The following is a 24277-nucleotide window of genomic DNA, read 5'->3' as shown; positions in this document are numbered from 1 at the left end:
CCCCCCCACAACCAGCCCCCACACATCCGCAGCCGACACACACGACCGAGCGCCCGCCCACGGACACCGTGGGCAGGCGCTCGGTCGTTTCCCGTCCGCTCGCTCTAGTTGTGGCTGTGCAGAATCTCGTTGAGCCCACCCCACACCGCATTGTTCGGCCGCGCCTCAACCGTGCCGGTGACAGAGTTGCGGCGGAAGAGGATGTTGGACGCCCCGGAGAGCTCGCGGGCCTTGACGATCTGCCCGTCGGGCATCGTCACCCGCGTACCGGCGGTGACGTACAGCCCCGCCTCGACCACGCACTCGTCACCAAGGGCGATCCCGACGCCCGCCTCCGCACCGATCAGGCAGCGCTCGCCGATGGTGATGCGGACGTTGCCGCCACCGGACAGAGTGCCCATGGTCGAGGCGCCGCCACCGATGTCCGACCCGTCACCGACCACGACACCGGCCGAGATGCGCCCCTCGACCATGGACGTGCCGAGCGTGCCGGCGTTGAAGTTCACGAAGCCCTCGTGCATGACGGTCGTGCCCTCGGCGAGGTGGGCGCCGAGCCGCACCCGGTCCGCGTCGGCGATGCGGACGCCCTTCGGCGCCACGTAGTCCGTCATGCGCGGGAACTTGTCGACGGACGTCACCTGGAGGTACAGCCCCTCGGCGCGGGCGCCCAGCCGCGCCTTCTCGATGTCGTCGACGGCGACCGGGCCGAGCGAGGTCCAGGCGACATTGGCGAGGTGCCCGAAGATCCCGTCGAGGCTCTGGCCGTGCGGCTTCACGAGACGGTGCGAGAGCAGGTGCAGTCGCAGGTAGGTGTCGTGCGCGTCGATCGGCTTCTCGTCGAGCGAGGCGATGACCGTGCGGACCGCGACCACCTCGACGCCCCGACGGGCGTCCGGGCCGACCGCTTTCGCGGCGCCCTCGCCGAGCAGTTCCACCGCCCGCTCGACGGACAGCCGCTCGGTGCCGGCCGGGCCGGGCTCGGCGGACAGTTCGGGCGCGGGGAACCAGGTGTCAAGAACAGTGCCGTCAGCGGCGAGCGTGGCGAGCCCGGCGGCGACGGCGCCGGTGGTGCGTGTAGCAGTCGTGTCGGTCATGGGGGAAACCTAACTTGGCGAGGCCCGCCCGGGCCAACCGGTGCGCCCGGCGTCTCAGGTGCCGGGCGCACCGGCGGCCGTGGGCACCCCCGTGTCCCACGGCCGCCGACTCAGCGCCGCTGCCACCAGCGCAGGGCTGTCACCGGCTCAGGGCCGCTGCCCCTTGGCGTCGACGACGGCCGCGTCGAGCCGGGCGGACTGGAGGACGATGTCCCCCGCCTTCCACGGCCGGGGCGGGGTCTCGCCGTCGTCGGGGTACTGCTCCTCGTAGTCACGAATGACGACCCAGCGCTGCCCCACGGTCTCGTAGGTGCTCGGGGCGATGAGGATCTCGGTGCGCTCGTTCGCCCGGGCGTTCTCGTCCCGGTACACCGCGATCGCGTCACGTCCGGCGACATCCTGGACCAACTGGTGGCGGACCTCCACACCCGGCACCGTGGCAAGCGCCCGGTACAGCTTGGCGAGCCCCTCCGGGGGCATGGGGTACGTGTCGAGGAGCACACCCAGGGCGCGGAAGTCGTGCTGGGCCCGCGCCTCCTTGTTTCCTTCGCCGGACGGGTAGAACTCGCGCGCCTTCTTCAGAAGCTGTGCCGGGTCGTCCGGCAGCTGCTGAATGAACCGGAACCGCTCCCGGGGCGAGTGGTCGTCGCCCTCCTTCCAGTTCTCGAAGCGCGGGTCCGCGTACTTCACCCAGCCTTCGTTGGTCCGCGGGGGCTCGGTCTCGCCGCCGGGCCAGCCGCCGGCCGACTGCTGCACCGTCTTCTCGTAGATCCACTGGCTGGTGCCGGGCGCGCTGACGGGCTCGTACCCCTCGACGGTGTCCGCGGCCTGGCCGAGGACCTCCTTCGCACTGCCCAGCGCCGTCTGCGAGGTGCCCGGCGTCACCCTGCCCGGCGAGCCGTCGCCACCGACCGTGCCGGCGACGAACAGCGCGGCGGCCGTGACGGCGACGGCCGCTCCGGCCGCGGCGAGCCGCCAGTCGGCGCGCAGGCGGCTGGACCGGCCCTGTCCCCGCGCGGCCGCCTCCATGAGCCGCGTCCGCCCCGGAGCGAGCCGCGCCCGATCGGGAGCGGGCGCATCGGCGCGGAAGTCCCGTACCTGGGTCATCTCGTCCACGTCAGATCACCTCCTGGGTGTCGGGCACGAACGCGGGGTCGGCACCCAGCGACGTACGCACTTTGCGCCGGGCCCTGCTGAGCCGGGAGCGGACCGTCCCGATCGGGATGTCCAGCGCCTCCGCGACCTCCTGGTAGCTGAGGTCGGCCCAGGCGACGAGCAGCAGTACATGCCGGTCACCGGCCGGCAGCGCGGCCAGGGCGCCGGCGAGCGGTGCCTGCGCGGCGACCCGGCTCTCGGTCTCCTCGACCCATGACTCGGCGACAGGATCGTGCCCGGTGCGGGCCAGCGCCTTGAGCGTCCGCACCTCCTTGCGGCGCTGCTTGCCGATGAGGTTGCCCGCGATGCCGTACAGCCAGGGGCGCGCGTTGTCGCGCGTGGGGTCGTAGCGCCCACGGATGCGGAACGCCGTGAGGAAGGTGTCCGCGGTGATGTCGTCGGCCGCGCCCTCCCCGAGACGCCTGGTGACATACCGGTGGATGTCGTGTGCGTACCGGTCGTAGAGCCGGGCGAACAGCTCCGGTTGCTCGAGCGACTGGGCGACGACGTCCGCGTCGTCGTGCACCTCGGCCTCCGGTGGCGGTGGTCCGCTCACAAGTCCTCCCCCTGCTGCGTCCTGCCGAGCCTTCCACCCCTGTTCCCCGCAGGCCCACAGAAAGTTCACAGTTCACGAGAAGCGCGCAGCGGGCGGAGAGGAGAGCGGAGAGCGGAGAGCGGATGGTTCAGGGGATCACCCGCGCCAGCACCTCACGCGCGTACTCCTCGTCGTACTCCGTCCCCGTCAGCAGCACCTGCAGACAGATCCCGTCCACCAGCGCGACGAGCGCCCGCGCGGTGACCGGGTCCGTACGGCGGCCGAGCTGCTCGGCGAAGTCGTGGCCGCACTCGGCGGCGACGGGGCGCAGCACCGGGCGCCGGAGAGCGGCGAGGTACAGCTCGTACTCGAGCTCCACCCCCGTACGGTCACCCGCGAGCCACTCGCCGATCAGGCCGGCGAGTTCGTCGGCGAGGTCGGTCCGGCTGTCATCGAGCGCGCTCCGTGCGGCGACGACCTTGGCGAAGCCCTCGTTGGCCTGGCGCAGCGCCGCGACCAACAGCTCGTCGAGGGTCTTGAAGTGGTACGTCGTCGAGCCCAGCGGCACATCCGCCTCGGCCGCGACCGAGCGATGGCTCAGCCCGCCGATGCCCTTGGCGGCCACGACCCGGATCGCCGCGTCGATGATCCGCTGCCGCCGCTCGGGGTCGTAACGCCGGGCCATCGGCTGTCCTCCTCGTGCGGTGCTCATCAGTGCGCCCCGCCCAGGTTGAGCAGCACGACCCCGCCGATGATCAGCACGATCCCGGCCAGCTTCGCGACACCCAGCCCCTCCCCGAGGAAGACCGTCCCGATGGCCGCGATGGCCGCGGTGCCGACCCCGGCCCAGATCGCGTACGCCGTCCCGACCTGCACGGTCTTCAGCGTCTGCGCGAGCAGCGCGAAGGCGACGAGGTATCCGAGACCGGTCACCAGCGAGGGCCACAGCTTACTGAAGCCCTCGCTGTACTTCATCGCGGTCGTGGCGGCCACCTCGGCGGCGATGGCTCCGGTGAGCAGCAAATATCCCATGTGTACGAGTGTACGCATCGATGCGTACGACCGTACACACAAGGGCCGACGGATCAGTCGAGCAGCGACGTCTTCGGCCGCAGCACGCAGAATTCGTTCCCCTCGGGATCGGCGAGGACGACCCAGGTGACGTCCTCGCCCTGGCCGACGTCCACCCGGCGAGCCCCGAGCGCCAGGATCCTCCCCCAGCCTCCGGCCGGGGGGACCCCCACCTCGCTTCGCTCGCCTCCGCGGCCTGGTCGTCCGGCGTGAGGTCGATGTGCAGCCGGTTCTTGAGCGTCTTGCGCTCACCGACCGGCACGAAGCAGATGCCGGGCAGTGCGTTCGGATCGGAGCCGATGACGATCTCGTGCTCGGTCTCGAACAGCACGCGCCAGTCGAGGACTTGGCACCAGAAGCGGGCGAGCGACGGCAGATCGTGTGCGTCCACGGCGACTTGATAGAAGGAGACAGCCATGCTCCGCAGTCTTCCCACGCATGCCGGGCTCCGTCACCGGACAGAGCCGCACGACGCACGAGGGACCCTGGCGACCCGCTGTCCAGATGTGCGCGGAAGACCGCCCCAGTCTGCTCATTTTCCTTATGGCCCACGGAAGTTACCGCTGCTTACAGTGCGGAACCCCGGACCGCCGTCGTCTCGATGGAGAGATCATGAGCACAGGAGTCCCCCGCCGCCGCAGCCGGTGGCCGCGCGCGCTGGCCGCAGGAGCGCTCGCCTCGGCCGCGCTGACCGTGGCGCCCTCGGCCGACGGAGCGCCGACGTCCTCGACCGACGGGACACCGGCCCGTACCGAGAGGCCGGTGGCCTCCGACTCCCCGGTGAAGGGCGTCGCCGAGACCGAGGTCTCCGTACGGATCCCGCTGCCCGCCTCCGTCGGGAGCCACCCGGCGCGCTGCGACCGGCTGTCGTATCTGCGGTACCGCTCTTCGGACGGGCCGTCGAGGTCCGCCGACGCCGACCGGATCCTGGTCGCCCAGCCCGGCATCCTGGAGGGCGCGGGCGCCTTCGACAGCGTGGCCCGCAACACCGTGCGGGCGGCGGCCGACAAGGGTGAGCACATCGAGTTCTGGGCCTTGGACCGGCGCTCCAACTGCCTTGAGGACAACGCCGGGATCGCGACGGGCAGCGCGGAGAAGGCCGTCGACTACTACTACGAGGGCAGGCAGGTCAACGGCCGTTCCTTTGACGGCTTCCTGACGAGCGATCAGGTGGGCTGGCTCGCCGAGGTCGGCCTGGAGCAGACGGTCCGCGACCAGTACGACCTGCTGACCGCCGAACTGCCCGACCAGAAGCTGCGCAAGGAGAAGTTGCTGTGCGGCGGGCACTCCCTCGGCGGCGTACTCACCGGCATCTTCGCCACCTGGGACTTCGACGGCGACAAGGCGACGACGGCGGACGCGGGCTTCAACCAGTGCGGTGGCTACTTCGCGCTGGACACGACGATTTCCACGTCACTGGACGACCTGAACGGCGGCTCGTCCGGCTCCCAGGGGCCGTTGGACGGACTCGTCCCCAACACGGGCATCGGTTACGCCGCCGTACAGGCCGGACTGCGCCTGGGCACCCTGCGCCGCTTCCTCGCGCTCCCCGCGGTGATCAACCCGGAGACGATGAACCTCCTGGCGGTCAACGGCCTGGCCGCCCGCAACGCGCCGGACGCCGAGGCCACGATCCCGGACCGGCTGCCCACCAGCCCCAACATCGAGACGACGGTCCGCACGCTGTTCTCCAAGAACACGGACGTGTTCCTCGCCGGCAGCCCCACGCTCCGCGACTTCCGGCTCACCAACGCGGCGATCCTCGGCACCTTCATGGACGACAACTCGGCGCCCCTGGCGTTCATCCAGGCCAGCGTGGGTTTCTACGACTCCCCCGGCGGCGGCCGCGTCGTCGACAAGAACTTCCCCTTCCCGAACGATGCCGAGGGCTCACCGGCCGCGTCCGGTACGGAACTCAAGGCGATCCCGGACGAGCCGGGCGGCCCGCTCTACACGTGGCGCAACTTCGACCGTGTGGGCGCCGCCGACGACCCGGTGCACCGCTCCGCCGACGGCACTCCGTTCACCACGGCCGCCAAGGAGGTCACGGACATCCACGAGCTCGCCCGCAGCCTCTCCGACCACCCACTGGACTTCACCGAGGACTACTTCCCGACCAAGCTGGTGACGGACATACAGCTGGTGAACGACCCGCAGATCGCACAGCACATGGCGCACCCCGGCGGCCTGACCGCGAACCCCTCGATCACCTTCGTCGCGGGCGACGGCATCCTGGCGGACCACATCCCCGCGGACAAGAACCCCGTGGTCCTGCCCGGCTACCAGCACCTGGACGTGCTCACGGCGGCTCCGGTCCAGAACGACGGCACCCGTGAGCGGATCGCCGCGCGCCTGTCGGCCTTCGCGACGCGCTGAACCCCGAAACGCCCCTCTCGGGCCCTGAGCTCGATTTCTTAAGCCTTAAACTACTTTCTCGGGGCCCGAGTTCCAAGATCGTCCCCAACTGGCCGGTAAACGCCTCGTGTTCCCTGATGAGACCGCTCTCAGAAACGCCTACGCGCAGACCACGGGGTCCACTACTGTTTCACCCGTCGCACACGCGGATCCCCCGGCCACAGCCGTCCCGCGCGTCCGCGACCTCCGCTTCTTTTTGTGCCCAGGCCCATGACCGACAACTGTCGTGCCGAAGCACATGACCAATCCGCGTGCGCCTCGGGCGACTTGGGCGACGCTGGGGGAACCACGCATGTCAGAGAGAAAACCCGGGACCGAGCTCGAACTGTCCACCCGCCCCCAGAAGGTGTGGGAAACCGGCGAGGCCCTGGACGAGACCCGGATACCCGGGACACGCAGGCTATGGCTGGCCGGAGCGCTCCTCCTGGTGGTACTCACCGCCACCGTGACGGCGGTCGCCGTACTGGAGAGCGGTACGGACACTTCGTCGGAGGACCGGACGGAGAACATCACCTCCGCCGCGAACCAGCCCGTCCTGCCCAGCCCGCCCCCGGCCGCGCCGCCCACGGGGAAGAGCGGTTGGGCCTCCCCGGAACCGTCCGGTACCACCGGGGACGGTTCCACCGCGCCCGAGGCGCAGCAGCAGGGCGGCTCCAAGCCCGATCCGAGCCCTCGGCCGTCGAAGCCGGCCGCCCCCGAGAAGCCCCCCGCGTCCACGCCCTCCTCCTCGCGGAAGTCCGTCCAGGCGGTCAACTACCCCGACCGCTACTGGCACGTGGCCGACGGCCTGGTGAAGCTCGATCCGGTCCGCGGCTCGGAGTCCCGCGAGGACTCCACCTTCGCCGTGGCCAAGGGGCTGTCCAACAGTTCCTGCTACTCGTTCAAGACGCACGACGGCAAGTACCTGCGCCACAGGAACTTCATCCTGCGCGCCGAACGCAACGACGGCTCCTCGCTGTTCAAGCAGGACGCCACCTTCTGCCCCGGGTACTCGGGGCATTCGGGCGCGGTGATGCTCCAGTCGGTGAACTACCCCAACTACGTGCTGCGCCACAGGAACTTCCAGCTGCGCCTGGACCCGTACGGCTACAACACGACCAACCGGGAGGACTTCTCCTTCCGCCTGGTGGACCCGCTGGGCTGAGACGCACACGAAAGCGGCGGCACCCCGGACAGGGTGCCGCCGCTTTCGTGTGCGGTGCGGTGCGCGGAAGAGGACCTCAGACGTTGAAGCCGAGCGCCCGAAGCTGCTCGCGACCGTCGTCCGTGATCTTGTCGGGGCCCCACGGCGGCATCCACACCCAGTTGATGCGGAGCTCGTTGACGATGCCGTCCGTCGCGGACTTGGCCTGGTCCTCGATGACATCGGTCAGCGGACAGGCCGCCGACGTCAGGGTCATGTCGATCGTCGCGATGTTCGCGTCGTCGATCGTGATGCCGTAGATGAGGCCGAGGTTGACGACGTCGATACCCAGCTCGGGGTCGACGACGTCGTACAGCGCCTCGCGGACTTCTTCCTCCGAGGCCGGCTTCATCTCAATGGTCTCGCTCATGCGGTCTTCCTTTCGGCTTCGGCTTCGCCCAGAGCCTGGGCCGTCGCGTCCTTCCACGCCATCCAGCTCAGCAGCGCGCACTTCACACGGGCGGGGTACTTGGAGACCCCGGCGAACGCGACCGCGTCCTCCAGGACCTCCTCCATCGCGTCGTCCGGCTCGATACGGCCCTTGGACTGCATCAGCACCAGGAAGGTCTCCTGGATCTTCTGGGCCTCGGCGAGCTCCTTGCCGACGAGCAGGTCGTTCAGCACGGAGGCCGAGGCCTGGCTGATCGAGCAGCCCTGGCCCTCGTACGAGACATCACTGATCGTCGTGCCGTCGTACTTCACGCGCAGCGTGATCTCGTCGCCGCACGTCGGGTTGACGTGGTGCACCTCGGCGTCGCCATCCCGGAGACCGCGCCCGTGCGGGTGCTTGTAGTGGTCCAGGATGACTTCCTGGTACATCGAATCCAGCTTCACGATCCCAGCCAGCCCCTCAGCCGAAGAAGTTCCGTACGTGCTCCAGTCCGTCGACCAGAGCGTCGATCTCGGCCGGCGTGGAGTACAGATAGAACGACGCTCGCGTGGTCGCAGGAATTCCGTACCGCAGGCAGACCGGGCGTGCGCAGTGGTGTCCGACCCGGACCGCTATGCCCTGCTCGTCCAGCACCTGGCCGACGTCGTGCGGGTGGATGTCTCCGAGTGTGAAGGAGATCGCGGCGCCCCGCTCCTCGGCCGTGGTCGGGCCGATGATGCGCAGGCCGGGGACGTCGTTGAGCTTCTTCACCGCGTACTCGGTGAGCGCGTGCTCGTGGGCGAGGATCTTGTCCATGCCGATCGCGCTCAGATAGTCGATCGCCGCGCCGAGGCCGACCGCCTGCGCGATCGGCGGAGTGCCCGCCTCGAACTTGTGGGGCGCCGGTGCGTACGTCGACGAGTGCATCGACACCGTCTCGATCATCTCGCCGCCGCCCAGGAACGGGGGCAGGTCCTCGAGCAGCTCCTGGCGGCCCCAGAGGACGCCGATGCCGGTCGGGCCGCACATCTTGTGGCCGGTGAACGCCACGAAGTCGGCCTGCAGGGCCTGCACGTCCATCGGCATGTGCGGGGCGGCCTGGGAGGCGTCGATGCAGACCAGCGCGCCGACTTCCTGCGCGCGGCGCACTATCGCCTCGACCGGGTTGACCGTGCCCAGGATGTTCGACACCAGCACGAAGGAGACGATCTTCGTCTTCTCGGTGATGATCTCGTTGATGTTGGACAGGTCGAGCCGGCCGTCGTCCGTGAGGCCGAACCACTTCAGCTTCGCGCCCGTGCGCTGCGACAGCAGCTGCCAGGGAACGATGTTGGAGTGGTGCTCCATCTCGGTGATGACGATCTCGGTCTCGTGGTCGACCCGGTAGGGCTCGTCGGCCCAGCCGAGCATGTTGGCCACGAGGTTGAGCGACTCGGAGGCGTTCTTGGTGAAGATCACCTCGTCGCGGCTCGGCGCGTTGATGAACGCGGCGACCTTGTCGCGCGCGCCCTCGTACAGCGCCGTGGCCTCCTCGGCGAGCACATGCACACCGCGGTGGACGTTGGCGTTGTACTGCTCGTAGTAACCGCTGAGTGCGTCCAGCACCTGGCGCGGCTTCTGTGAAGTCGCCGCGTTGTCCAGGTACACGAGCTTCTTACCGTCGTGGACCTGACGGTCCAGGATGGGGAAGTCCTTGCGGATCGCCTCGGTGTCGAGGAGGCCCGACAGCTGTGTCACGCGGATGCGCCACCCTTCGTGTAACCCTCGTAGCCCTCGTTCTCCAGCTTGTCGGCGAGCTCGGCGCCGCCGGACTCGACGATGCGGCCCGCGGAGAAGACGTGGACGTAGTCGGGCTTGATGTAGCGCAGGATGCGCGTGTAGTGCGTGATGAGCATGGTGCCCACCTCGCCGCTCTCGCGGACGCGGTTGACGCCCTCGGAGACGACGCGCAGGGCGTCGACGTCCAGGCCGGAGTCGGTCTCGTCGAGGATCGCGACCTTCGGCTTGAGGAGCTCCAGCTGAAGGATCTCGTGGCGCTTCTTCTCACCGCCGGAGAAGCCCTCGTTGACGTTGCGCTCGGCGAAGGCCGGGTCCATGTTGAGACGCTCCATGGTCTCCTTGACCTCCTTCACCCACGTCCGCAGCTTGGGAGCCTCACCACGGATGGCGGTGGCGGACGTACGGAGGAAGTTGGAGACCGAGACGCCGGGGACCTCGACCGGGTACTGCATCGCCAGGAACAGGCCCGCGCGGGCGCGCTCGTCGACGGACATCTCCAGGACGTCCTCGCCGTCGAGGGTGACGGTGCCGCTGGTGATCGTGTACTTCGGGTGACCCGCGAGCGAGTAGGCGAGCGTCGACTTGCCGGAGCCGTTCGGGCCCATGATGGCGTGCGTCTCGCCCTGCTTCACGGTCAGGTCGACACCCTTGAGGATCTCCTTCGTGGAGTTGTCCGCCTCGACGGTGACGTGCAGGTCTCGGATTTCAAGCGTTGCCATGGGTGCCTCAGGACTCCTGGGTGAGGGAGACGAGCACATCGTCCCCTTCGATCTTTACGGGATATACGGGGACGGGGCGCGTCGCGGGAAGGCCGGACGGCTTGCCGGTGCGGAGGTCGAAGCTGGAGCCGTGCAGCCAGCACTCGATCTGACAGTCCTCCACCTCGCCCTCGGAGAGCGAGACGTTCGCGTGCGAGCAGATGTCATGGATCGCGAACACCTCCCCCTCGGTCTGCACGACCGAGACCGGCGTGCCGTCGAGTTCCACCCGTTTCGGGGTGTCCTCCTCCAGCTCGCTCAGCCCACAGGCGCGTACGAACGTCATCAGACCGACGCCTCCAGCTCCTCGTCGATCTTCACGAGAAGGCGCTCTTCGATGTCGTCGACACCGATCTGCTGGACCAGTTCGGCGAAGAAGCCGCGGACGACGAGCCGACGGGCCTCGTCGGCCGGGATGCCGCGGGCCATCAGGTAGAAGAGCTGCTCGTCGTCGAAGCGGCCGGTGGCGCTGGCGTGGCCGGCGCCGACGATCTCGCCGGTCTCGATCTCGAGGTTCGGCACGGAGTCGACGCGGGCACCGTCTGTCAGAACCAGGTTCCGGTTCATCTCGTACGTGTCCGTGCCCTCGGCCTTGGCCTCGATGAGGACGTCGCCGATCCATACGGCGTGGGCGTCCTGGCCCTGGAGCGCGCCCTTGTAGGCCACGTTCGACTTGCAGTGCGGGGTGTTGTGGTCGACCAGGAGGCGGTGCTCCTGGTGCTGGCCCGCGTCGGTGAAGTACAGGCCGAAGAGCTCGGCCTCGCCGCCGGGGCCCGCGTAGGCGACGCGCGGGTGGAGACGTACGACATCGCCGCCGAAGGTGACCACGAACGACTTGAAGGTGGCGTCGCGGCCGATCAGCGCGTTGTGCTGGCCCACGTGCACGGCCTTGTCGTCCCAGTCCTGGACGGAGATGACGGTCAGCTTGGCGCCGTCGCCCAGGATGTAGTCGACGTTGGCGGCGAGCACGGCGTCACCGGTGTGGTCGATGACGACGACTGCCTCGGCGAAGGCTCCCAGCTCGACGACCTGGTGGCCGTAGGCGATCCCGCCCTCGCCGTGGACGGCGATGCGGATCGGCTCGGTGAGCACCGCCTCCTTGGGGACGGTGACGACACCGGCCTTCTCGAACGACGAGTACGCCTGGGCGGCGATGCGGTCCACCGGGGTGCCGGCCTTGCCGATCCGGGCGTCGTCACGGCCGACGGTCTCGACGATGACGCCCGCGGGGGCCTCGACGTCGACCTTCACGCCGTCGCCGGTGGCGACCGCGGTGCCGTCGTGCAGCCCGCGCAGTCGCTCCAGCGGCGTGAACCGCCACTCCTCCTCACGGCCGTGCGGGACCGGGAAGTCCCGCACGTCGAAGGACGGGGGCGCACTCATGCGCGTGGCGACGGTCGACTCGGCGGCCACCGCGATCTGGCCGGCGGTGGTGGACCCCACCGGGATGTTCTGAGCCTCAGCCATGGCTGTCGGTCTGCTCTCTTTCCTGCGTCAGTTGCGATCCTCGGCCCGCCCGGAGGGGCGGGCCGTCAGCTGCTGGAACGGGCGGCGGTCAGCCGACCGCGCCTTCCATCTGCAGCTCGATCAGCCGGTTGAGCTCAAGCGCGTACTCCATGGGCAGCTCCTTCGCGATGGGCTCGACGAAGCCGCGCACGATCATGGCCATCGCCTCGAACTCGGAGAGACCGCGGCTCATCAGGTAGAAGAGCTGGTCCTCGGAGACCTTGGAGACGGTCGCCTCGTGGCCCATGGAGACGTCGTCCTCACGGACGTCCACATAGGGGTACGTGTCGGAGCGGGAGATGGTGTCGACCAGCAGCGCGTCGCACAGCACGTTGGACTTCGAGCCGTGCGCACCCTCGCCGATCTCCACCAGACCACGGTAGGAGGTACGGCCGCCACCGCGGGCGACGGACTTCGACACGATGTTGGACGAGGTGTTGGGCGCCATGTGGACCATCTTGGAGCCGGCGTCCTGGTGCTGCCCCTCGCCCGCGAAGGCGATGGACAGGGTCTCGCCCTTGGCGTGCTCGCCCATCAGGTAGACGGCCGGGTACTTCATCGTCACCTTGGAGCCGATGTTGCCGTCGATCCACTCCATGGTCGCGCCCTCGTACGCCACGGCGCGCTTGGTGACCAGGTTGTAGACGTTGTTCGACCAGTTCTGGATGGTCGTGTAACGGCAGCGGGCGCCCTTCTTGACGATGATCTCGACCACCGCGCTGTGCAGCGAGTCGCTCTTGTAGATCGGCGCCGTGCAGCCCTCGACGTAGTGCACGTAGGCGCCCTCGTCGACGATGATCAGGGTCCGCTCGAACTGGCCCATGTTCTCCGTGTTGATACGGAAGTAGGCCTGGAGCGGAATCTCGACGTGCACGCCCTTCGGCACGTAGATGAAGGACCCGCCTGACCACACGGCGGTGTTCAGCGACGCGAACTTGTTGTCGCCGACCGGGATGACGGTCCCGAAGTACTCCTTGAAGAGCTCCGGGTGCTCCTTCAGGGCCGTGTCGGTGTCCAGGAAGATGACGCCCTGCTCCTCCAGGTCCTCGCGGATCTGGTGGTAGACGACCTCGGACTCGTACTGGGCCGCGACGCCGGCGACGAGGCGCTGCTTCTCCGCCTCCGGGATGCCGAGCCTGTCGTACGTGTTCTTGATGTCCTCGGGCAGGTCCTCCCAGGACTCCGCCTGCTTCTCCGTGGAACGCACGAAGTACTTGATGTTGTTGAAGTCGATGCCCGACAGGTCAGAACCCCAGTTGGGCATGGGCTTCTTCTCGAAGAGGCGCAGCCCCTTGAGACGGAGCTTGGTCATCCACTCCGGCTCGGACTTCTTCGCGGAGATGTCCCGGACGACGTCCTCGTCGATGCCGCGCCTCGCAGAGGCACCGGCCGTGTCGGAGTCGGCCCAGCCGTATTCGTACGTACCCAGGCCCTCGAGTTCGGGGTGAGCAGTCTCCGTGGGGAGAGTCATGCGGGGTTCCTCCCGGCCGTGCTTGCAGATGCGTTATCGGTATTGATATCGGTGTGAGTCTGGTGTGTCGCCTTGGGGATGAACGTCGTGCAGACGCCGTCGCCGTGGGCGATGGTCGCCAGTCGCTGCACATGAGTGCCGAGCAACTGGGAGAAGATCTCGGTCTCCGCCTCGCACAGCTGCGGAAACTGCTCGGCGACATGGGCGACCGGGCAGTGGTGCTGGCAGAGCTGCTCGCCGACCGGTGCGTTACGCGCCGTTGCAGCGTACCCGTCCACGCTCAGGGCCTTGGCCAGCGCTTCGGTGCGCTTGTCGGGGGTGGCGGCCTCGATCGCCTTGCGGTACGCGGCGGCCTGGGCTGCCATGCGGGCGCGGGCGAAAGCCACGACGGCCTCGTCCCCACCCTCACGCTCCGCGATCCAGCGCAGGGCGTCGGCGGCGAGCTTGTCGTAGGACTGGTCGAAGGCGTCCCGGCCACAGTCGGTCAGGGCGAACACCTTGGCGGGCCGACCGCGCGTACGAGCGCCGTAGACCCGCTGCTCGCGGGCCTCCACGACGTCGTCGGAGGCGAGCGCGTCAAGGTGCCGTCGCACGGCGGCCTGGGTGAGTCCCAGCCGTCCCGCGAGGTCGGCCACGGTCGACGGGCCGTGGTCCAGGATGGAGCGCGCGACGCGGTTGCGCGTGGAGCGCTCACCGGTCGCGAGTTCCTCCTGCGGAGCCTCGCCAACGTTTTTCACAACACCATTGTTGCGTAATTCCTCAGAGTCTGACAAGCCGCGTCCATGCCACCCGGGGTGCGGTGCGTCACTTAGGTAAAGCTAACCTGACCTGCGGGAATGATCTTTGATCGATCAATTGGGTGGCGCCTCCGCGCGTTCTCCGAGAGACTGCCCAACCATGCCGATACCCCCTCCGACCGGCCCTCTCGTCACGCGAGCCACTCTCGCCGCGGACCTGCGCGCTGTTGGCGTACACCCCGGCGAGACCCTCCTCGCACACTCCTCGCTCAGCTCACTCGGCTGGGTCAACGGCGGCGCGGTCGCCGTCGTCCAGGCACTGCTCGACGCGCTCGGTCCGGACGGCACGCTCGTGGTCCCGACGCAGTCCGGCGACCTCTCCGACCCGGCACTGTGGAGCAATCCGCCCGTGCCCGAGGAGTGGTGGGAGACGATTCGCGCCACGATGCCGGCGTACGACCCGCTCATCACGCCCTCCCGCGGCGTGGGCGTGATCCCGGAGACCGTACGCACCTGGCCTGGCGCCCTGCGCAGCGCGCATCCGCAGACCTCGTTCGCGGCCCTCGGAGCAAGTGCTGCGGCGATCACCGAGGGGCACGCTGCGGACTGCCGGCTGGGCGAGCACAGCCCGCTGGCCCGCCTGGAGGAGCTGGGCGCCCGGGTGCTGCTCCTGGGCGCGGGCTATGACACCTGCACGAGTTTCCACCTGGCCGAGTACCGGATTCCGTCACCGCGCTCCGAGGTGGGACGACCGGTCCCAACCCCGGAGGGGCCCCGCTGGGAGGCCATGACGGAGGTGTCGATCAGCTCGGAGCGGTTCGACGAGCTGGGCGCCGATTTCGAGCGGGACCGTCCCGTCGTACGGGGCAGGGTGGGCGCGGCCGACGTGCGGCTGTTCCCCGTCGCCGACGCGGTGGCGTACGCGGAGAGGTGGCTGGGGCTGCATCGCTCGCGCGAGGAGTGGATCGCGGACGACGCGCCCGCCTCACGCCACTCGTGAATCCGCTCGTGACTCGACCCGCCCTCAGGAGCCCGCTCGGCCGTCCCTAGACTTGGCGCCCATGCGAAGTGAGGCCGCCCATGCGCAGTGAGCCCGTCGTCCGGGTCCAGGACCTCAGGAAGCGGTACGGCACCAAAACCGCGGTGGACGGCCTCGATCTGGAGGCCCGGGCAGGCATCACCGCCGTGCTCGGCCCCAACGGAGCGGGCAAGACGACCACGGTCGAGACCTGCGAGGGCTACCGCAAAGCGGACTCCGGAACGGTCCGCGTGCTCGGCCTCGACCCGATACGCGAGGCCTCGGCCCTGCGCCCCCGCATCGGCGTGATGCTCCAGTCCGGCGGTGTCTACTCGGGCGCCCGAGCCGACGAGATGCTCCGCCATGTGGCCAAGCTGCACGCGCACCCGCTGGACGTGGACGCGCTGATCGAGCGCCTCGGGCTGGGCAGTTGCGGCCGGACGACCTACCGCCGGCTCTCCGGCGGCCAGCAGCAGCGCCTCGCGCTGGCGATGGCCGTGGTCGGCCGCCCGGAGCTGGTCTTCCTGGACGAGCCGACCGCGGGCCTCGACCCGCAGGCGCGCCGGGCCACCTGGGATCTCATAGGCGATCTCCGCGCTGACGGTGTCTCGGTCATCCTCACCACGCACTACATGGACGAGGCCGAGCAGCTCGCCGACGACGTGGCGATCATCGACGCGGGCCGGGTCATCGCCCAGGGCTCCCCCGAGGAGCTGTGCCGCGGCGGCGCCGAGAACACCCTGCGCTTCAGCGGCCGCCCGGGCCTCGACGTGGCCTCGCTCCTCAAGGCCCTCCCGGCGGACAGCACGGCGGCCGAGCTGACACCGGGCTCGTACCGAGTGGGCGGCAAGATCGACCCACAGCTGCTCGCGACCGTCACCACCTGGTGTGCCCAGCACGGAGTGATGCCGGAGAAGATCTCGGTGGAACGGCACACGCTGGAAGACGTCTTCCTGGAACTCACCGGCAAGGAGCTGCGCGGATGACCGCCACCGGTACGTACACCCCGCGCCCCGGGGCCGCGCCGCTGACCCGGATGATCGGCGCGCAGGCCGTCCTGGAGACGAAGATGCTGCTGCGCAACGGCGAGCAGCTCCTCCTCACGGTCGTCATCCCGACGCTGCTGCTGGTGCTGTTCAGCGCGGTGGACATCGTCGACACGGGCGAGGGGAAGGCGGTCGACTTCCTGACCCCCGGCATCCTCGCGCTCGCCGTGATGTCGACGGCGTTCACGGGCCAGGCGATCGCGACGGGCTTCGAGCGGCGGTACGGCGTGCTGAAGCGGCTCGCCTCCTCGCCGCTGCCGCGGTGGGGGCTGATGACGGCCAAGACCCTCTCCGTACTGGTCACCGAGGTCCTCCAGGTGATCCTCGTGACGGTGATCGCCTTCTCGCTGGGCTGGTCGCCGGAGGGCAACCCCTTCGCCGTACTGCTGCTCCTGGTCCTGGGCACGGCGGCGTTCTCGGGCCTCGGTCTGCTGATGGCGGGCACGCTGAAGGCGGAGGCCACACTGGCCGCGGCGAACCTGGTCTTCCTGCTGCTGCTCGTCGGCGGCGGGGTGATCGTCCCGCTGGACAAGTTCCCGTCCGGCGCCCAGGACGTGCTCGGCCTGCTGCCGATCTCGGCGCTCTCGGACGGGCTGCGGGACGTGCTCCAGCACGGGGCCGGGATGCCGTGGGGCGACCTCGGGATCCTCGCCGCCTGGGCGGTCGTGGGCCTGGGAGCCGCCGGGACGTTCTTCCGCTGGGAGTGAGCGGGAACAACACCGGGCGGGACCCTCGTGAAAGCGTGCACAAGCGGCCCCCTACGATGGAACCCGTGCCAAACGTGACCCGAGCCGACGCCGCTCAAGCCGTGCGCAACCCGCTCGCCTTCATCGCCGAACGCTGGACGCCGTCATCCCGGACCGTTCAGCGCGCCGCCCTCGCCGCGCTCGTCATGGCGGTGGCCATCGTGGTCACCGGCGGCGCCGTGCGGCTGACCGGCTCGGGTCTGGGCTGCCCGACCTGGCCCAAGTGCACCGACGACTCGATCACCGCCACGAGCGCGATGGGCGTGCACGGCGTCATCGAGTTCGGCAACCGCATGCTGACGTACGTCCTGTCCGCCGCGGTCGGCTGGGCGATCATCGCCGCGCGCTCGCAGAAGCCGCGGCGGCATAGCCTCACGCGGCTCGGCTGGGCACAGTTCTGGATCGTCATGAGCAACGCGGTCCTCGGTGGCATCGTCGTCCTGGTGGGCCTCAACCCGTACACGGTCGCCGCCCACTTCCTCCTCTCCACCGCCTTGATCGCCGCCGCCACGGTGATGTGGCAGCGGACCCGCGAGGGCGACGACGTCCCGCGTCCGCTGGTCGGCAAGTCCGTGCGGCAACTCGTGTGGTTCCTGGTCACCGCCACCCTCCTGCTGATCGCGGTGGGCACGGTCGTCACCGGCGCGGGCCCGCACGCCGGCGACTCGAGCGAGGTCAAGCGCATCCCGTTGAACTGGGAGAACGTCACCAAGCTGCACGCCGTCCTGGCCTGGATCGTGGTGACGCTCGCCTTCGCCCTTTGGTTCGTCCTGAAGGCCGTCGACGCTCCCAAGGGCCCCCTGCACCGCACCCGCGACCTCTTCCTGGTGCTCCTCGGGCAGGGCGTCATCGGTTACGTCCAGTACTTCACCGATCTGCCGGAGGTCCTGGTCGGCCTCCACATGTTCGGCTCCTGCCTGGTGTGGATCGCCACGCTCCGCGTCCTGCTGTCACTGCGGGAACGAGCGGAGATCGTGACGAACCTGCCGGGCCAGTCGACGGAGTCGGCACTCACACGCGCGTGAGTCACGTAAGTCCTCACGAGTCCCTCTGTCTCCCCTGATTCAGGGGTATCCAGGGGTATTCAGGGGACCTCACTCCACCCCGTACACCCGTCGCGCGTTCCCCGCCGCGATCAACCCCGCCACCCGCTGGGCGTCCGCCAGCGACCACGCCCCCTCGGCCACCCACGTGCCGAGCACCCGGCTCAGGGATTCACGGAAGAGGCGTGCGCCCACCACATGAAGTTCCGGCAGACCGTGGGCGCCACTGGAGAAGAGGAGCTTGCCGAAGGGGGCGAGTTCCAGGATCTCGGAGAGTACGGCGGACGCGCGGGCTCCGGTGCGGACGAGGGCGGCGCCCAGGTCGGCGTAGACATGGGGGAAGACCCCGGCGAGGTGCGCCGCGTGCCGGTGGTACGGATAGCCGTGCAGCAGGACGAGGTCGGTGCCGAGCCCGGCCGTGGCACGGGCGAAGTCGGTGAGCAGGACAGGGTCGGTACGGTCGATGCGCAGGCCGGGTTCACCGAGGCCGGCGTGGAGCTGGAGCGGCAGGCCGGAGGCGACCGCGATCCACAGCAAGTGCCTGAGCAGGACCGGATCGCTCAACGCCCCGCCCACCCGGCGGCCCGCCAGCCACCGACCCGCCGCGCCGCGCACCTCCCCCGGCCCGGGCGGCTCCGGCGCGAGCGCCAGACCGTGCCGCACGCCCGCCACGGACGTGAATGCCACGGCGTTCGCGGCCGCCCCGTGCACCGACTCGGCGAGGTTGGCGAGAAACGACTCGACGGTCCCGGAGGTGTCGGCGACCTGTTCGGCGAGCAGCTCCAGGCGGACGATCTCGTGGGCGTCGGCGGCCCCGCTGGAGGCCATCTCGCCGGGACCGGTCAGATCGCCCGGCAGACCGGTGTCCACCAGATACGTCGTGATGCCGCTCCCCCGGAGCAGTCTGCGCCCCGACTCCAGCACGCCGAGTTCCCGGCGCCGCGCGAGATAACGGGACGGCGGACAGTGCGGCTCCAGTCCGAGGAGCGGCGGACACCAGCGGCGTACGGCGAACCCGGTCTGCGTGTCGAAGAACGTGGTGCCGGGGGCGGGTGGACCCTCCCCCCGGGCCAGGTGGGCCTCGAAGGTGCCGAGGCCCAGCTCCGTCCGCAGCACCCCGTGACAGTACTGGTCCACCAGCGACGGCGTTTCGATCATCCGGACTCCCCACGGGTGGGCCCTGCCATTTACAGGGCCTAACGGGTGAGCCGGGTGTCAGGTGTTGGGGCGGGATGGTGCGGGTTGTTCTGATGCCGCGGGTTCGCGGTGGCTGGCCGCGCGGTTCCCCGCGCCCCTTCGGGGGCGCGTCAGTCGTTGCTTGGGCCGCCGAGCTGGATGCCCGCCATGCGGGTCCACTCGTACGGGCCCGTCTTCACCTTGGCCGCGAAGTCGCCGTCGAACGTCTCGTGGACGGTGATGCCGGCCTCCCGCACCGCCTGTTCGGCGATCGCGTGGGTCGGCGCCATGAGGTCGCCCCAGCCGCCGTCCTCGCCCACGAGCACGATCCGGGCGCCCTTCTGGCCGATGTACGCGATCTGTCCCTCGGCCCCGCCGTGCGCCTGGGCGAAGGAGGAGATCTGCTTGGCGAGCCTCGCCACGCGGCGCTCGACCTTGGCGTCCGGCTTGGCGGCCTGCTGGGGGTCCGCGCCCTCGTCAACCTGCTGGGTGTCTGCCATGGTCAGGATGCTACCGACGGGTAGATCAAACGGCGACGGCCGCGGTGAGTGGCCTTGCCCACGCACCCGCGGCCGACGAACCACCGCCGATCACCCCTTCACAGGACGTCAGCGCAAGAACGGGTCCACAGCCACGGCCACGAACAGCAGCGACACGTACGTAATGGACCAGTGGAAGAGCCGCATCTCCTTGAGCTTGGCGCCTACGGCGCCATCCTTCGCACGGCTCTGCAGCCCGTGCGCCTCCCAGAGCCAGAAGCCGCCGGTGACCAGCGCGACCACGGTGTAGAACCAGCCGGTGTAGCCGAGCGGTGTCAGAAGCAGGGAGACCGCGACCATCGCCCAGCTGTAGAGGACGATCTGCCGCGCGACGACCTTGTTGGAGGCGATGACCGGCAGCATCGGCACGCCCACGCGCGCGTAGTCCTCTCTCACCTTCATCGACAGCGGCCAGTAGTGCGGCGGCGTCCAGAAGAACATGACGAGGAAGAGGATGACCGGGGCCCACGACATGGAGTTGGTGACCGACGACCAGCCGATGAGGACAGGCATACAGCCGGCGATGCCGCCCCACACGATGTTCTGCGACGTACGCCGTTTGAGGATCATCGTGTAGACGACGACGTAGAAGAGCAGCGCTCCCAGCGACAGCCATGCGGACAGCCAGTTGACGGTCAGGCCGAACAGCAGCGTGGAGACCACGGCGAGCATGATGCCGAAGGCGAGGCACTCGCGCGGGCTGACCATGCCGGTGACCAGCGGCCGCTGCGAGGTGCGGTCCATGAGCGCGTCGATGTCACGGTCGATGTACATGTTGAGCGCGTTGGCACCGCCCGCGGAGAGGAAGCCGCCGACGCAGGTGAGAAGCACCAGCGTCAGGTCGGGCACTCCCTGCTGCGCGAGGAACATCACCGGAACGGTGGTGATCAACAGCAGCTCGATGATCCGTGGCTTGGTAAGAGCGACGAACGACTTGACCCGGGCCCCGAACGGCCGGTGGTTCGTGCCCTGAGTCGTCCCGAGCACTCCCGCAGGACGGGATTCAACGGCCGTCACGCACACCCCTGACAGAGACATCCCAGCAAGCCCCCGGTGTGAACACCCGGTAAAGGCTCGCGCGTACCACGCCACTGTAGACGTTGCCCAGACCCCGGCCTTCGCGGGGGTCGGCTCGTGTTGAAAGGCCCCCGTGAAGAGCTGAACAGCATGGGATTGAGCAGTCAGATGAGCGGCTCCGTATTCACTTGCCAAATACGGAACGTGCCGGTCGGGGGGCGGAGGGCGGACAGTCCCGGCAGTCTGTAATGACTCGAAAAATTGCGCGTTCCTACGGGGGTAGGCTCGACAGCGAGCCGGTGGGCGCGACGTGCACCGGCATTCGACATGTGGAACATGTGGAGAGGAGCCCTGACTCAGGGTGAGCACCAAGCCGACCACCACAGACCTCGAGTGGACCGAATTGGATCAGCGGGCCGTGGATACCGCCCGCGTCCTGGCCGCCGATGCCGTACAGAGGGTCGGTAACGGCCATCCGGGTACGGCGATGAGCCTGGCGCCCGCCGCCTACACCCTCTTCCAGAAGGTGATGCGGCACGACCCGGCGGATGCCGACTGGACCGGCCGCGACCGGTTCGTGCTGTCCGCGGGCCACTCGTCCCTGACCCTCTACACCCAGCTGTACCTGGCCGGCTTCGGCCTGGAGCTGGACGACCTGAAGGCCTTCCGCACCTGGGGCTCGAAGACTCCCGGCCATCCCGAGTACGGGCACACCACCGGCGTGGAGACCACCACCGGCCCGCTGGGCCAGGGTGTGGCCAACGCGGTGGGCATGGCGATGGCCGCCCGCTACGAGCGCGGCCTCTTCGACCCGGACGCGGCCACCGGTGAATCTCCCTTCGACCACTTCATCTACGCGATCGCCGGGGACGGCTGCCTGCAGGAGGGCATCTCCGCCGAGGCGTCCTCGATGGCCGGCCACCAGAAGCTCGGCAACCTGATCCTGTTGTGGGACGACAACCACATCTCGATCGAGGGCGACACCGAGACCGCCGTCTCCGAAGACACGGTCAAGCGGTACGAGGCGTACGGCTGGCATGTGCAGCGGGTGGCGCCGAAGCCGGACGGTGACCTCGACCCCGAGGCGCTCTTCAACGCCATCCAGGCGGCGAAGGCGGTCACCGACAAGCCGTCGTTCATCGCGATGCGTTCGATCATCGCCTGGCCGGCGCCGAACGCGCAGAACACCGAGGCCGCGCACGGCTCGGCGCTCGGCGCGGAGGAAGTGGCCGCCACCAAGCGCGTGCTGGGCTTCGACCCGGAGCAGTCCTTCGAGGTCTCCGACGCGGTTCTCAACCACACCCGCGGTGCGCTGGAGCGCGGCCGGCAGGCCAAGGCTCAGTGGGAGAAGTCGTTCCAGGAGTGGCGCAACAGCAACGCCGAGCGCGCGGCCGAGTTCGACCGGATCGCCGCCGGTGAGCTGCCCACCGGCTGGGAGGAGAAGCTCCCGGTCTTCGAGGCGGGCAAGGGCGTCGCGACGCGGGCCGCGTCCGGCAAGGTGCTGCAGGCGCTGGGCGGGGTGATTCCCGAGCTGTGGGGCGGCTCCGCCGACCTCGCGGGCTCGAACAACACCACCATCGACAAGACGTCGTCGTTCCTGCCTGCGGACAATCCGCTGGCGGAGGCCGACCCTTACGGCCGCACGATCCACTTCGGTATCCGCGAGCACTCGATGGCCGCGGAGATGAACGGCATCGCGCTGCACGGCAACACCCGTATCTACGGCGGCACCTTCCTGGTGTTCTCCGACTACATGCGCAACGCGGTGCGCCTGTCCGCACTGATGCACCTGCCGGTGACGTACGTGTGGACGCACGACTCGATCGGCCTGGGCGAGGACGGCCCCACGCACCAGCCCGTCGAGCACATCGCCTCGCTGCGCGCGATCCCCGGTCTCAACGTGGTCCGCCCGGCGGACGCGAACGAGACCGCGATCGCCTGGCGCGAGATCCTCAAGCGGTACACCAAGGTCTTTGGCAAGGGTGCCCCGCACGGGCTCGCGCTGACCCGTCAGGGCGTGCCGACGTACGAGCCCAACGAGGATGCGGCGAAGGGCGGTTACATCCTCTTCGAGGCCGAAGGGCCCGAAGGGCGGAGCGCGGTGCCCGAGGTCATCCTCATCGGCACCGGTTCCGAGGTGCACGTTGCCGTGGAGGCGCGCGAGCAGCTCCAGGCCGCCGGTGTGCCGACGCGGGTGGTGTCCATGCTGTCCGTGGAATGGTTCGAGGAGCAGGACCAGGGGTACCGCGAGAGCGTGCTGCCGCCGTCCGTGAAGGCGCGGGTCGCGGTCGAGGCCGGGATCGGCCTGACGTGGCACCGGTATGTAGGGGACGCTGGTCGCATCGTTTCCCTGGAGCACTTCGGGGCTTCGGCCGACGGCAAGGTCCTCTTCCGCGAGTTCGGCTTCACTGCCGAGAACGTCGCCTCCGTCGCCCGGGAATCGATCGCCGCAGCCCAGCGCTGACGCTGACATACGACACGTAGGAGATGCATTTTCCATGACAGACGCACTGAAGCGCCTCTCCGAGGAAGGCGTCGCGATCTGGCTGGACGACCTGTCGCGCAAGCGGATCACGTCCGGCAACCTCGCCGAACTGATCGACCAGCAGCACGTCGTCGGCGTCACCACCAACCCCTCCATCTTCCAGAAGGCGATCAGCGGCGGCGACGGGTACGAGCAGCAGCTCACCGACCTCGCCGCCCGCAAGGTCACCGTCGAGGAGGCCGTCCGCATGATCACGACGGCGGACGTCCGTGACGCCGCCGACATCCTGCGTCCGGTCTTCGACGCCACGCAGGGCCAGGACGGCCGGGTCTCCATCGAGGTCGACCCGCGCCTGGCGCACAACACGACGGCCACCATCGCCGAGGCCAAGCAGCTGGCCTGGCTGGTGGACCGGCCCAACACGCTCATCAAGATCCCGGCGACCAAGGCGGGTCTGCCCGCGATCACCGAGACGATCGGCCGGGGCATCAGCGTCAACGTCACGCTGATCTTCTCGCTGGAGCGCTACCGCGAGGTCATGGACGCCTACCTGGCGGGCCTGGAGAAGGCCAAGGCCGCGGGCCTCGACCTCTCCACCATCCACTCGGTGGCGTCCTTCTTCGTGTCCCGTGTGGACACCGAGATCGACAAGCGGATCGACGCTCTGGGCACGGACGAGGCCAAGGCCGCCCGCGGCAAGGCGGGTCTGGCCAACGCGCGGCTCGCCTACCAGGCGTACGAGGAGGTCTTCTCCTCCGACCGCTGGGCCGCTCTGGACAAGGCGCAGGCCAACAAGCAGCGTCCCCTGTGGGCCTCGACCGGCGTCAAGGACCCGGCCTACAAGGACACCCTGTACGTCGACGACCTGGTCGCGCCGAACACGGTGAACACCATGCCGGAGGCGACCCTCTTCGCCGCCGAGGACCACGGCAAGATCACGGGCAACACCATCGCCGGCACCTACGAGCAGGCCCGTGCCGAGCTCGACGCCGTCGAGAAGCTCGGCATCGCGTACAACGACGTGGTCCAGCTCCTGGAGGACGAGGGCGTCGAGAAGTTCGAGGCGTCCTGGAACGACCTGCTCAAGTCGACCGAGGCAGAGCTCCAGCGCCTCGCCCCCTCGGAGGGCTGAA

The 24277-nt window shown here is 69.2% G+C and carries 24 protein-coding genes and 1 pseudogene; 8 read left to right on the top strand and 17 right to left on the bottom strand.

The window, feature by feature from the left end; all coding sequences use genetic code 11:
- Positions 1-104: 104 nt before the first annotated feature.
- From dapD to ACTWQR_RS01510, 6 genes and pseudogenes are all read right to left on the bottom strand, one after another.
- Positions 105-1094 (bottom strand): 2,3,4,5-tetrahydropyridine-2,6-dicarboxylate N-succinyltransferase, encoded by a 990-nt coding sequence (gene dapD / locus ACTWQR_RS01535; RefSeq protein ID WP_443224994.1) that lies wholly within the window; start codon positions 1092-1094, stop codon positions 105-107.
- Between the two features lie 147 nt (positions 1095-1241).
- Entirely contained in the window at positions 1242-2201 is a 960-nt protein-coding gene (locus ACTWQR_RS01530; protein ID WP_443225010.1) for a CU044_5270 family protein, read from the bottom strand.
- A 10-nt stretch (positions 2202-2211) separates the two neighbouring features.
- Positions 2212-2805 carry an RNA polymerase sigma factor gene (locus ACTWQR_RS01525; RefSeq protein ID WP_443224993.1) on the bottom strand — a complete coding sequence of 198 codons (594 nt, stop codon included), beginning with the start codon at positions 2803-2805 and terminating at the stop codon, positions 2212-2214.
- A gap of 127 nt (positions 2806-2932) precedes the next feature.
- Positions 2933-3469, bottom strand: coding sequence for a TetR/AcrR family transcriptional regulator (locus tag ACTWQR_RS01520; RefSeq protein WP_443224992.1), 537 nt, complete (start codon positions 3467-3469; stop codon positions 2933-2935).
- 26 nt (positions 3470-3495) lie between these two features.
- Positions 3496-3816, bottom strand: coding sequence for a DMT family transporter (locus ACTWQR_RS01515; RefSeq protein WP_443224991.1), 321 nt, complete (start codon positions 3814-3816; stop codon positions 3496-3498).
- Positions 3817-3869: 53 nt separating this feature from the next.
- Positions 3870-4273, bottom strand: a pseudogene (locus ACTWQR_RS01510) (VOC family protein).
- A 194-nt stretch (positions 4274-4467) separates the two neighbouring features.
- On the opposite strand from ACTWQR_RS01510, the gene ACTWQR_RS01505 reads away from it, so the two are divergent.
- Together ACTWQR_RS01505 and ACTWQR_RS01500 are read left to right on the top strand one after the other, a co-directional pair.
- Positions 4468-6231 (top strand): hypothetical protein, encoded by a 1764-nt coding sequence (locus ACTWQR_RS01505; RefSeq protein WP_443224990.1) that lies wholly within the window; start codon positions 4468-4470, stop codon positions 6229-6231.
- 331 nt (positions 6232-6562) lie between these two features.
- Positions 6563-7414, top strand: a complete 852-nt coding sequence (locus ACTWQR_RS01500; protein ID WP_443224989.1) for an AbfB domain-containing protein — start codon at positions 6563-6565, stop codon at positions 7412-7414.
- Between the two features lie 76 nt (positions 7415-7490).
- Here ACTWQR_RS01500 and ACTWQR_RS01495 read toward each other — a convergent pair whose 3' ends face one another.
- From ACTWQR_RS01495 to ACTWQR_RS01460, 8 genes are all read right to left on the bottom strand, one after another.
- Positions 7491-7823 (bottom strand): metal-sulfur cluster assembly factor, encoded by a 333-nt coding sequence (locus tag ACTWQR_RS01495; protein ID WP_443224988.1) that lies wholly within the window; start codon positions 7821-7823, stop codon positions 7491-7493.
- Complete coding sequence (gene sufU, locus ACTWQR_RS01490) at positions 7820-8287, bottom strand: Fe-S cluster assembly sulfur transfer protein SufU (RefSeq protein WP_443224987.1); 468 nt, start codon at positions 8285-8287, stop codon at positions 7820-7822. Before sufU ends, ACTWQR_RS01495 begins: the two co-directional genes overlap by 4 nt.
- 16 nt (positions 8288-8303) lie before the next feature.
- Positions 8304-9560, bottom strand: coding sequence for a cysteine desulfurase (locus ACTWQR_RS01485; RefSeq protein ID WP_443224986.1), 1257 nt, complete (start codon positions 9558-9560; stop codon positions 8304-8306).
- A complete protein-coding gene (gene sufC, locus ACTWQR_RS01480; protein ID WP_443224985.1) occupies positions 9557-10321 on the bottom strand; it encodes a Fe-S cluster assembly ATPase SufC in 765 nt (254 codons plus the stop codon). The genes ACTWQR_RS01485 and sufC overlap by 4 nt, the downstream gene beginning before the upstream one ends.
- Before the next feature lie 7 nt (positions 10322-10328).
- Complete coding sequence (locus ACTWQR_RS01475) at positions 10329-10646, bottom strand: non-heme iron oxygenase ferredoxin subunit (protein WP_048585098.1); 318 nt, start codon at positions 10644-10646, stop codon at positions 10329-10331.
- Positions 10646-11827 carry a Fe-S cluster assembly protein SufD gene (sufD, locus tag ACTWQR_RS01470; RefSeq protein ID WP_443224984.1) on the bottom strand — a complete coding sequence of 394 codons (1182 nt, stop codon included), beginning with the start codon at positions 11825-11827 and terminating at the stop codon, positions 10646-10648. The genes ACTWQR_RS01475 and sufD overlap by 1 nt, the downstream gene beginning before the upstream one ends.
- An 88-nt stretch (positions 11828-11915) precedes the next feature.
- Complete coding sequence (gene sufB, locus ACTWQR_RS01465) at positions 11916-13337, bottom strand: Fe-S cluster assembly protein SufB (protein ID WP_443224983.1); 1422 nt, start codon at positions 13335-13337, stop codon at positions 11916-11918.
- Positions 13334-14074: a helix-turn-helix transcriptional regulator gene (locus ACTWQR_RS01460; RefSeq protein ID WP_443224982.1), complete on the bottom strand. Its 741-nt coding sequence runs from the start codon at positions 14072-14074 to the stop codon at positions 13334-13336. The genes sufB and ACTWQR_RS01460 overlap by 4 nt, the downstream gene beginning before the upstream one ends.
- A gap of 160 nt (positions 14075-14234) precedes the next feature.
- Here ACTWQR_RS01460 and ACTWQR_RS01455 point away from each other — a divergent pair, with 160 nt between their 5' ends.
- The 4 genes from ACTWQR_RS01455 (at position 14235) to ACTWQR_RS01440 (ending at position 17909) form a co-directional block, all read left to right on the top strand.
- A complete protein-coding gene (locus ACTWQR_RS01455) occupies positions 14235-15074 on the top strand; it encodes an aminoglycoside N(3)-acetyltransferase (protein ID WP_443224981.1) in 840 nt (279 codons plus the stop codon).
- Positions 15075-15154: 80 nt separating this feature from the next.
- Positions 15155-16078 carry an ABC transporter ATP-binding protein gene (locus ACTWQR_RS01450; protein ID WP_443224980.1) on the top strand — a complete coding sequence of 308 codons (924 nt, stop codon included), beginning with the start codon at positions 15155-15157 and terminating at the stop codon, positions 16076-16078.
- The gene (locus ACTWQR_RS01445; protein WP_443224979.1) at positions 16075-16845 is read left to right on the top strand and encodes an ABC transporter permease; all 771 of its coding nucleotides are present in this window, start codon (positions 16075-16077) and stop codon (positions 16843-16845) included. The genes ACTWQR_RS01450 and ACTWQR_RS01445 overlap by 4 nt, the downstream gene beginning before the upstream one ends.
- 56 nt (positions 16846-16901) lie before the next feature.
- Positions 16902-17909 carry a COX15/CtaA family protein gene (locus ACTWQR_RS01440; RefSeq protein WP_443224978.1) on the top strand — a complete coding sequence of 336 codons (1008 nt, stop codon included), beginning with the start codon at positions 16902-16904 and terminating at the stop codon, positions 17907-17909.
- A gap of 69 nt (positions 17910-17978) precedes the next feature.
- Here ACTWQR_RS01440 and ACTWQR_RS01435 read toward each other — a convergent pair whose 3' ends face one another.
- From ACTWQR_RS01435 to ACTWQR_RS01425, 3 genes are all read right to left on the bottom strand, one after another.
- The gene (locus ACTWQR_RS01435) at positions 17979-19085 is read right to left on the bottom strand and encodes an amidohydrolase family protein (RefSeq protein ID WP_443224977.1); all 1107 of its coding nucleotides are present in this window, start codon (positions 19083-19085) and stop codon (positions 17979-17981) included.
- Positions 19086-19234: 149 nt separating this feature from the next.
- Positions 19235-19603, bottom strand: coding sequence for a hypothetical protein (locus ACTWQR_RS01430; protein ID WP_443224976.1), 369 nt, complete (start codon positions 19601-19603; stop codon positions 19235-19237).
- Between the two features lie 108 nt (positions 19604-19711).
- Positions 19712-20665, bottom strand: coding sequence for a heme o synthase (locus ACTWQR_RS01425; RefSeq protein ID WP_443225009.1), 954 nt, complete (start codon positions 20663-20665; stop codon positions 19712-19714).
- Positions 20666-21020: 355 nt separating this feature from the next.
- Here ACTWQR_RS01425 and tkt point away from each other — a divergent pair, with 355 nt between their 5' ends.
- Positions 21021-23123 (top strand): transketolase, encoded by a 2103-nt coding sequence (gene tkt / locus ACTWQR_RS01420; RefSeq protein ID WP_443224975.1) that lies wholly within the window; start codon positions 21021-21023, stop codon positions 23121-23123.
- Between the two features lie 34 nt (positions 23124-23157).
- The gene (gene tal, locus ACTWQR_RS01415; protein WP_443224974.1) at positions 23158-24276 is read left to right on the top strand and encodes a transaldolase; all 1119 of its coding nucleotides are present in this window, start codon (positions 23158-23160) and stop codon (positions 24274-24276) included.
- The last annotated feature ends 1 nt before the right edge of the window (position 24277 follow it).

The organism is Streptomyces sp. 2A115 (assembly GCF_052245575.1).
In the GTDB taxonomy this organism is placed as follows: domain Bacteria; phylum Actinomycetota; class Actinomycetes; order Streptomycetales; family Streptomycetaceae; genus Streptomyces.
This window is presented reverse-complemented; position numbering and strand designations above follow the sequence as displayed.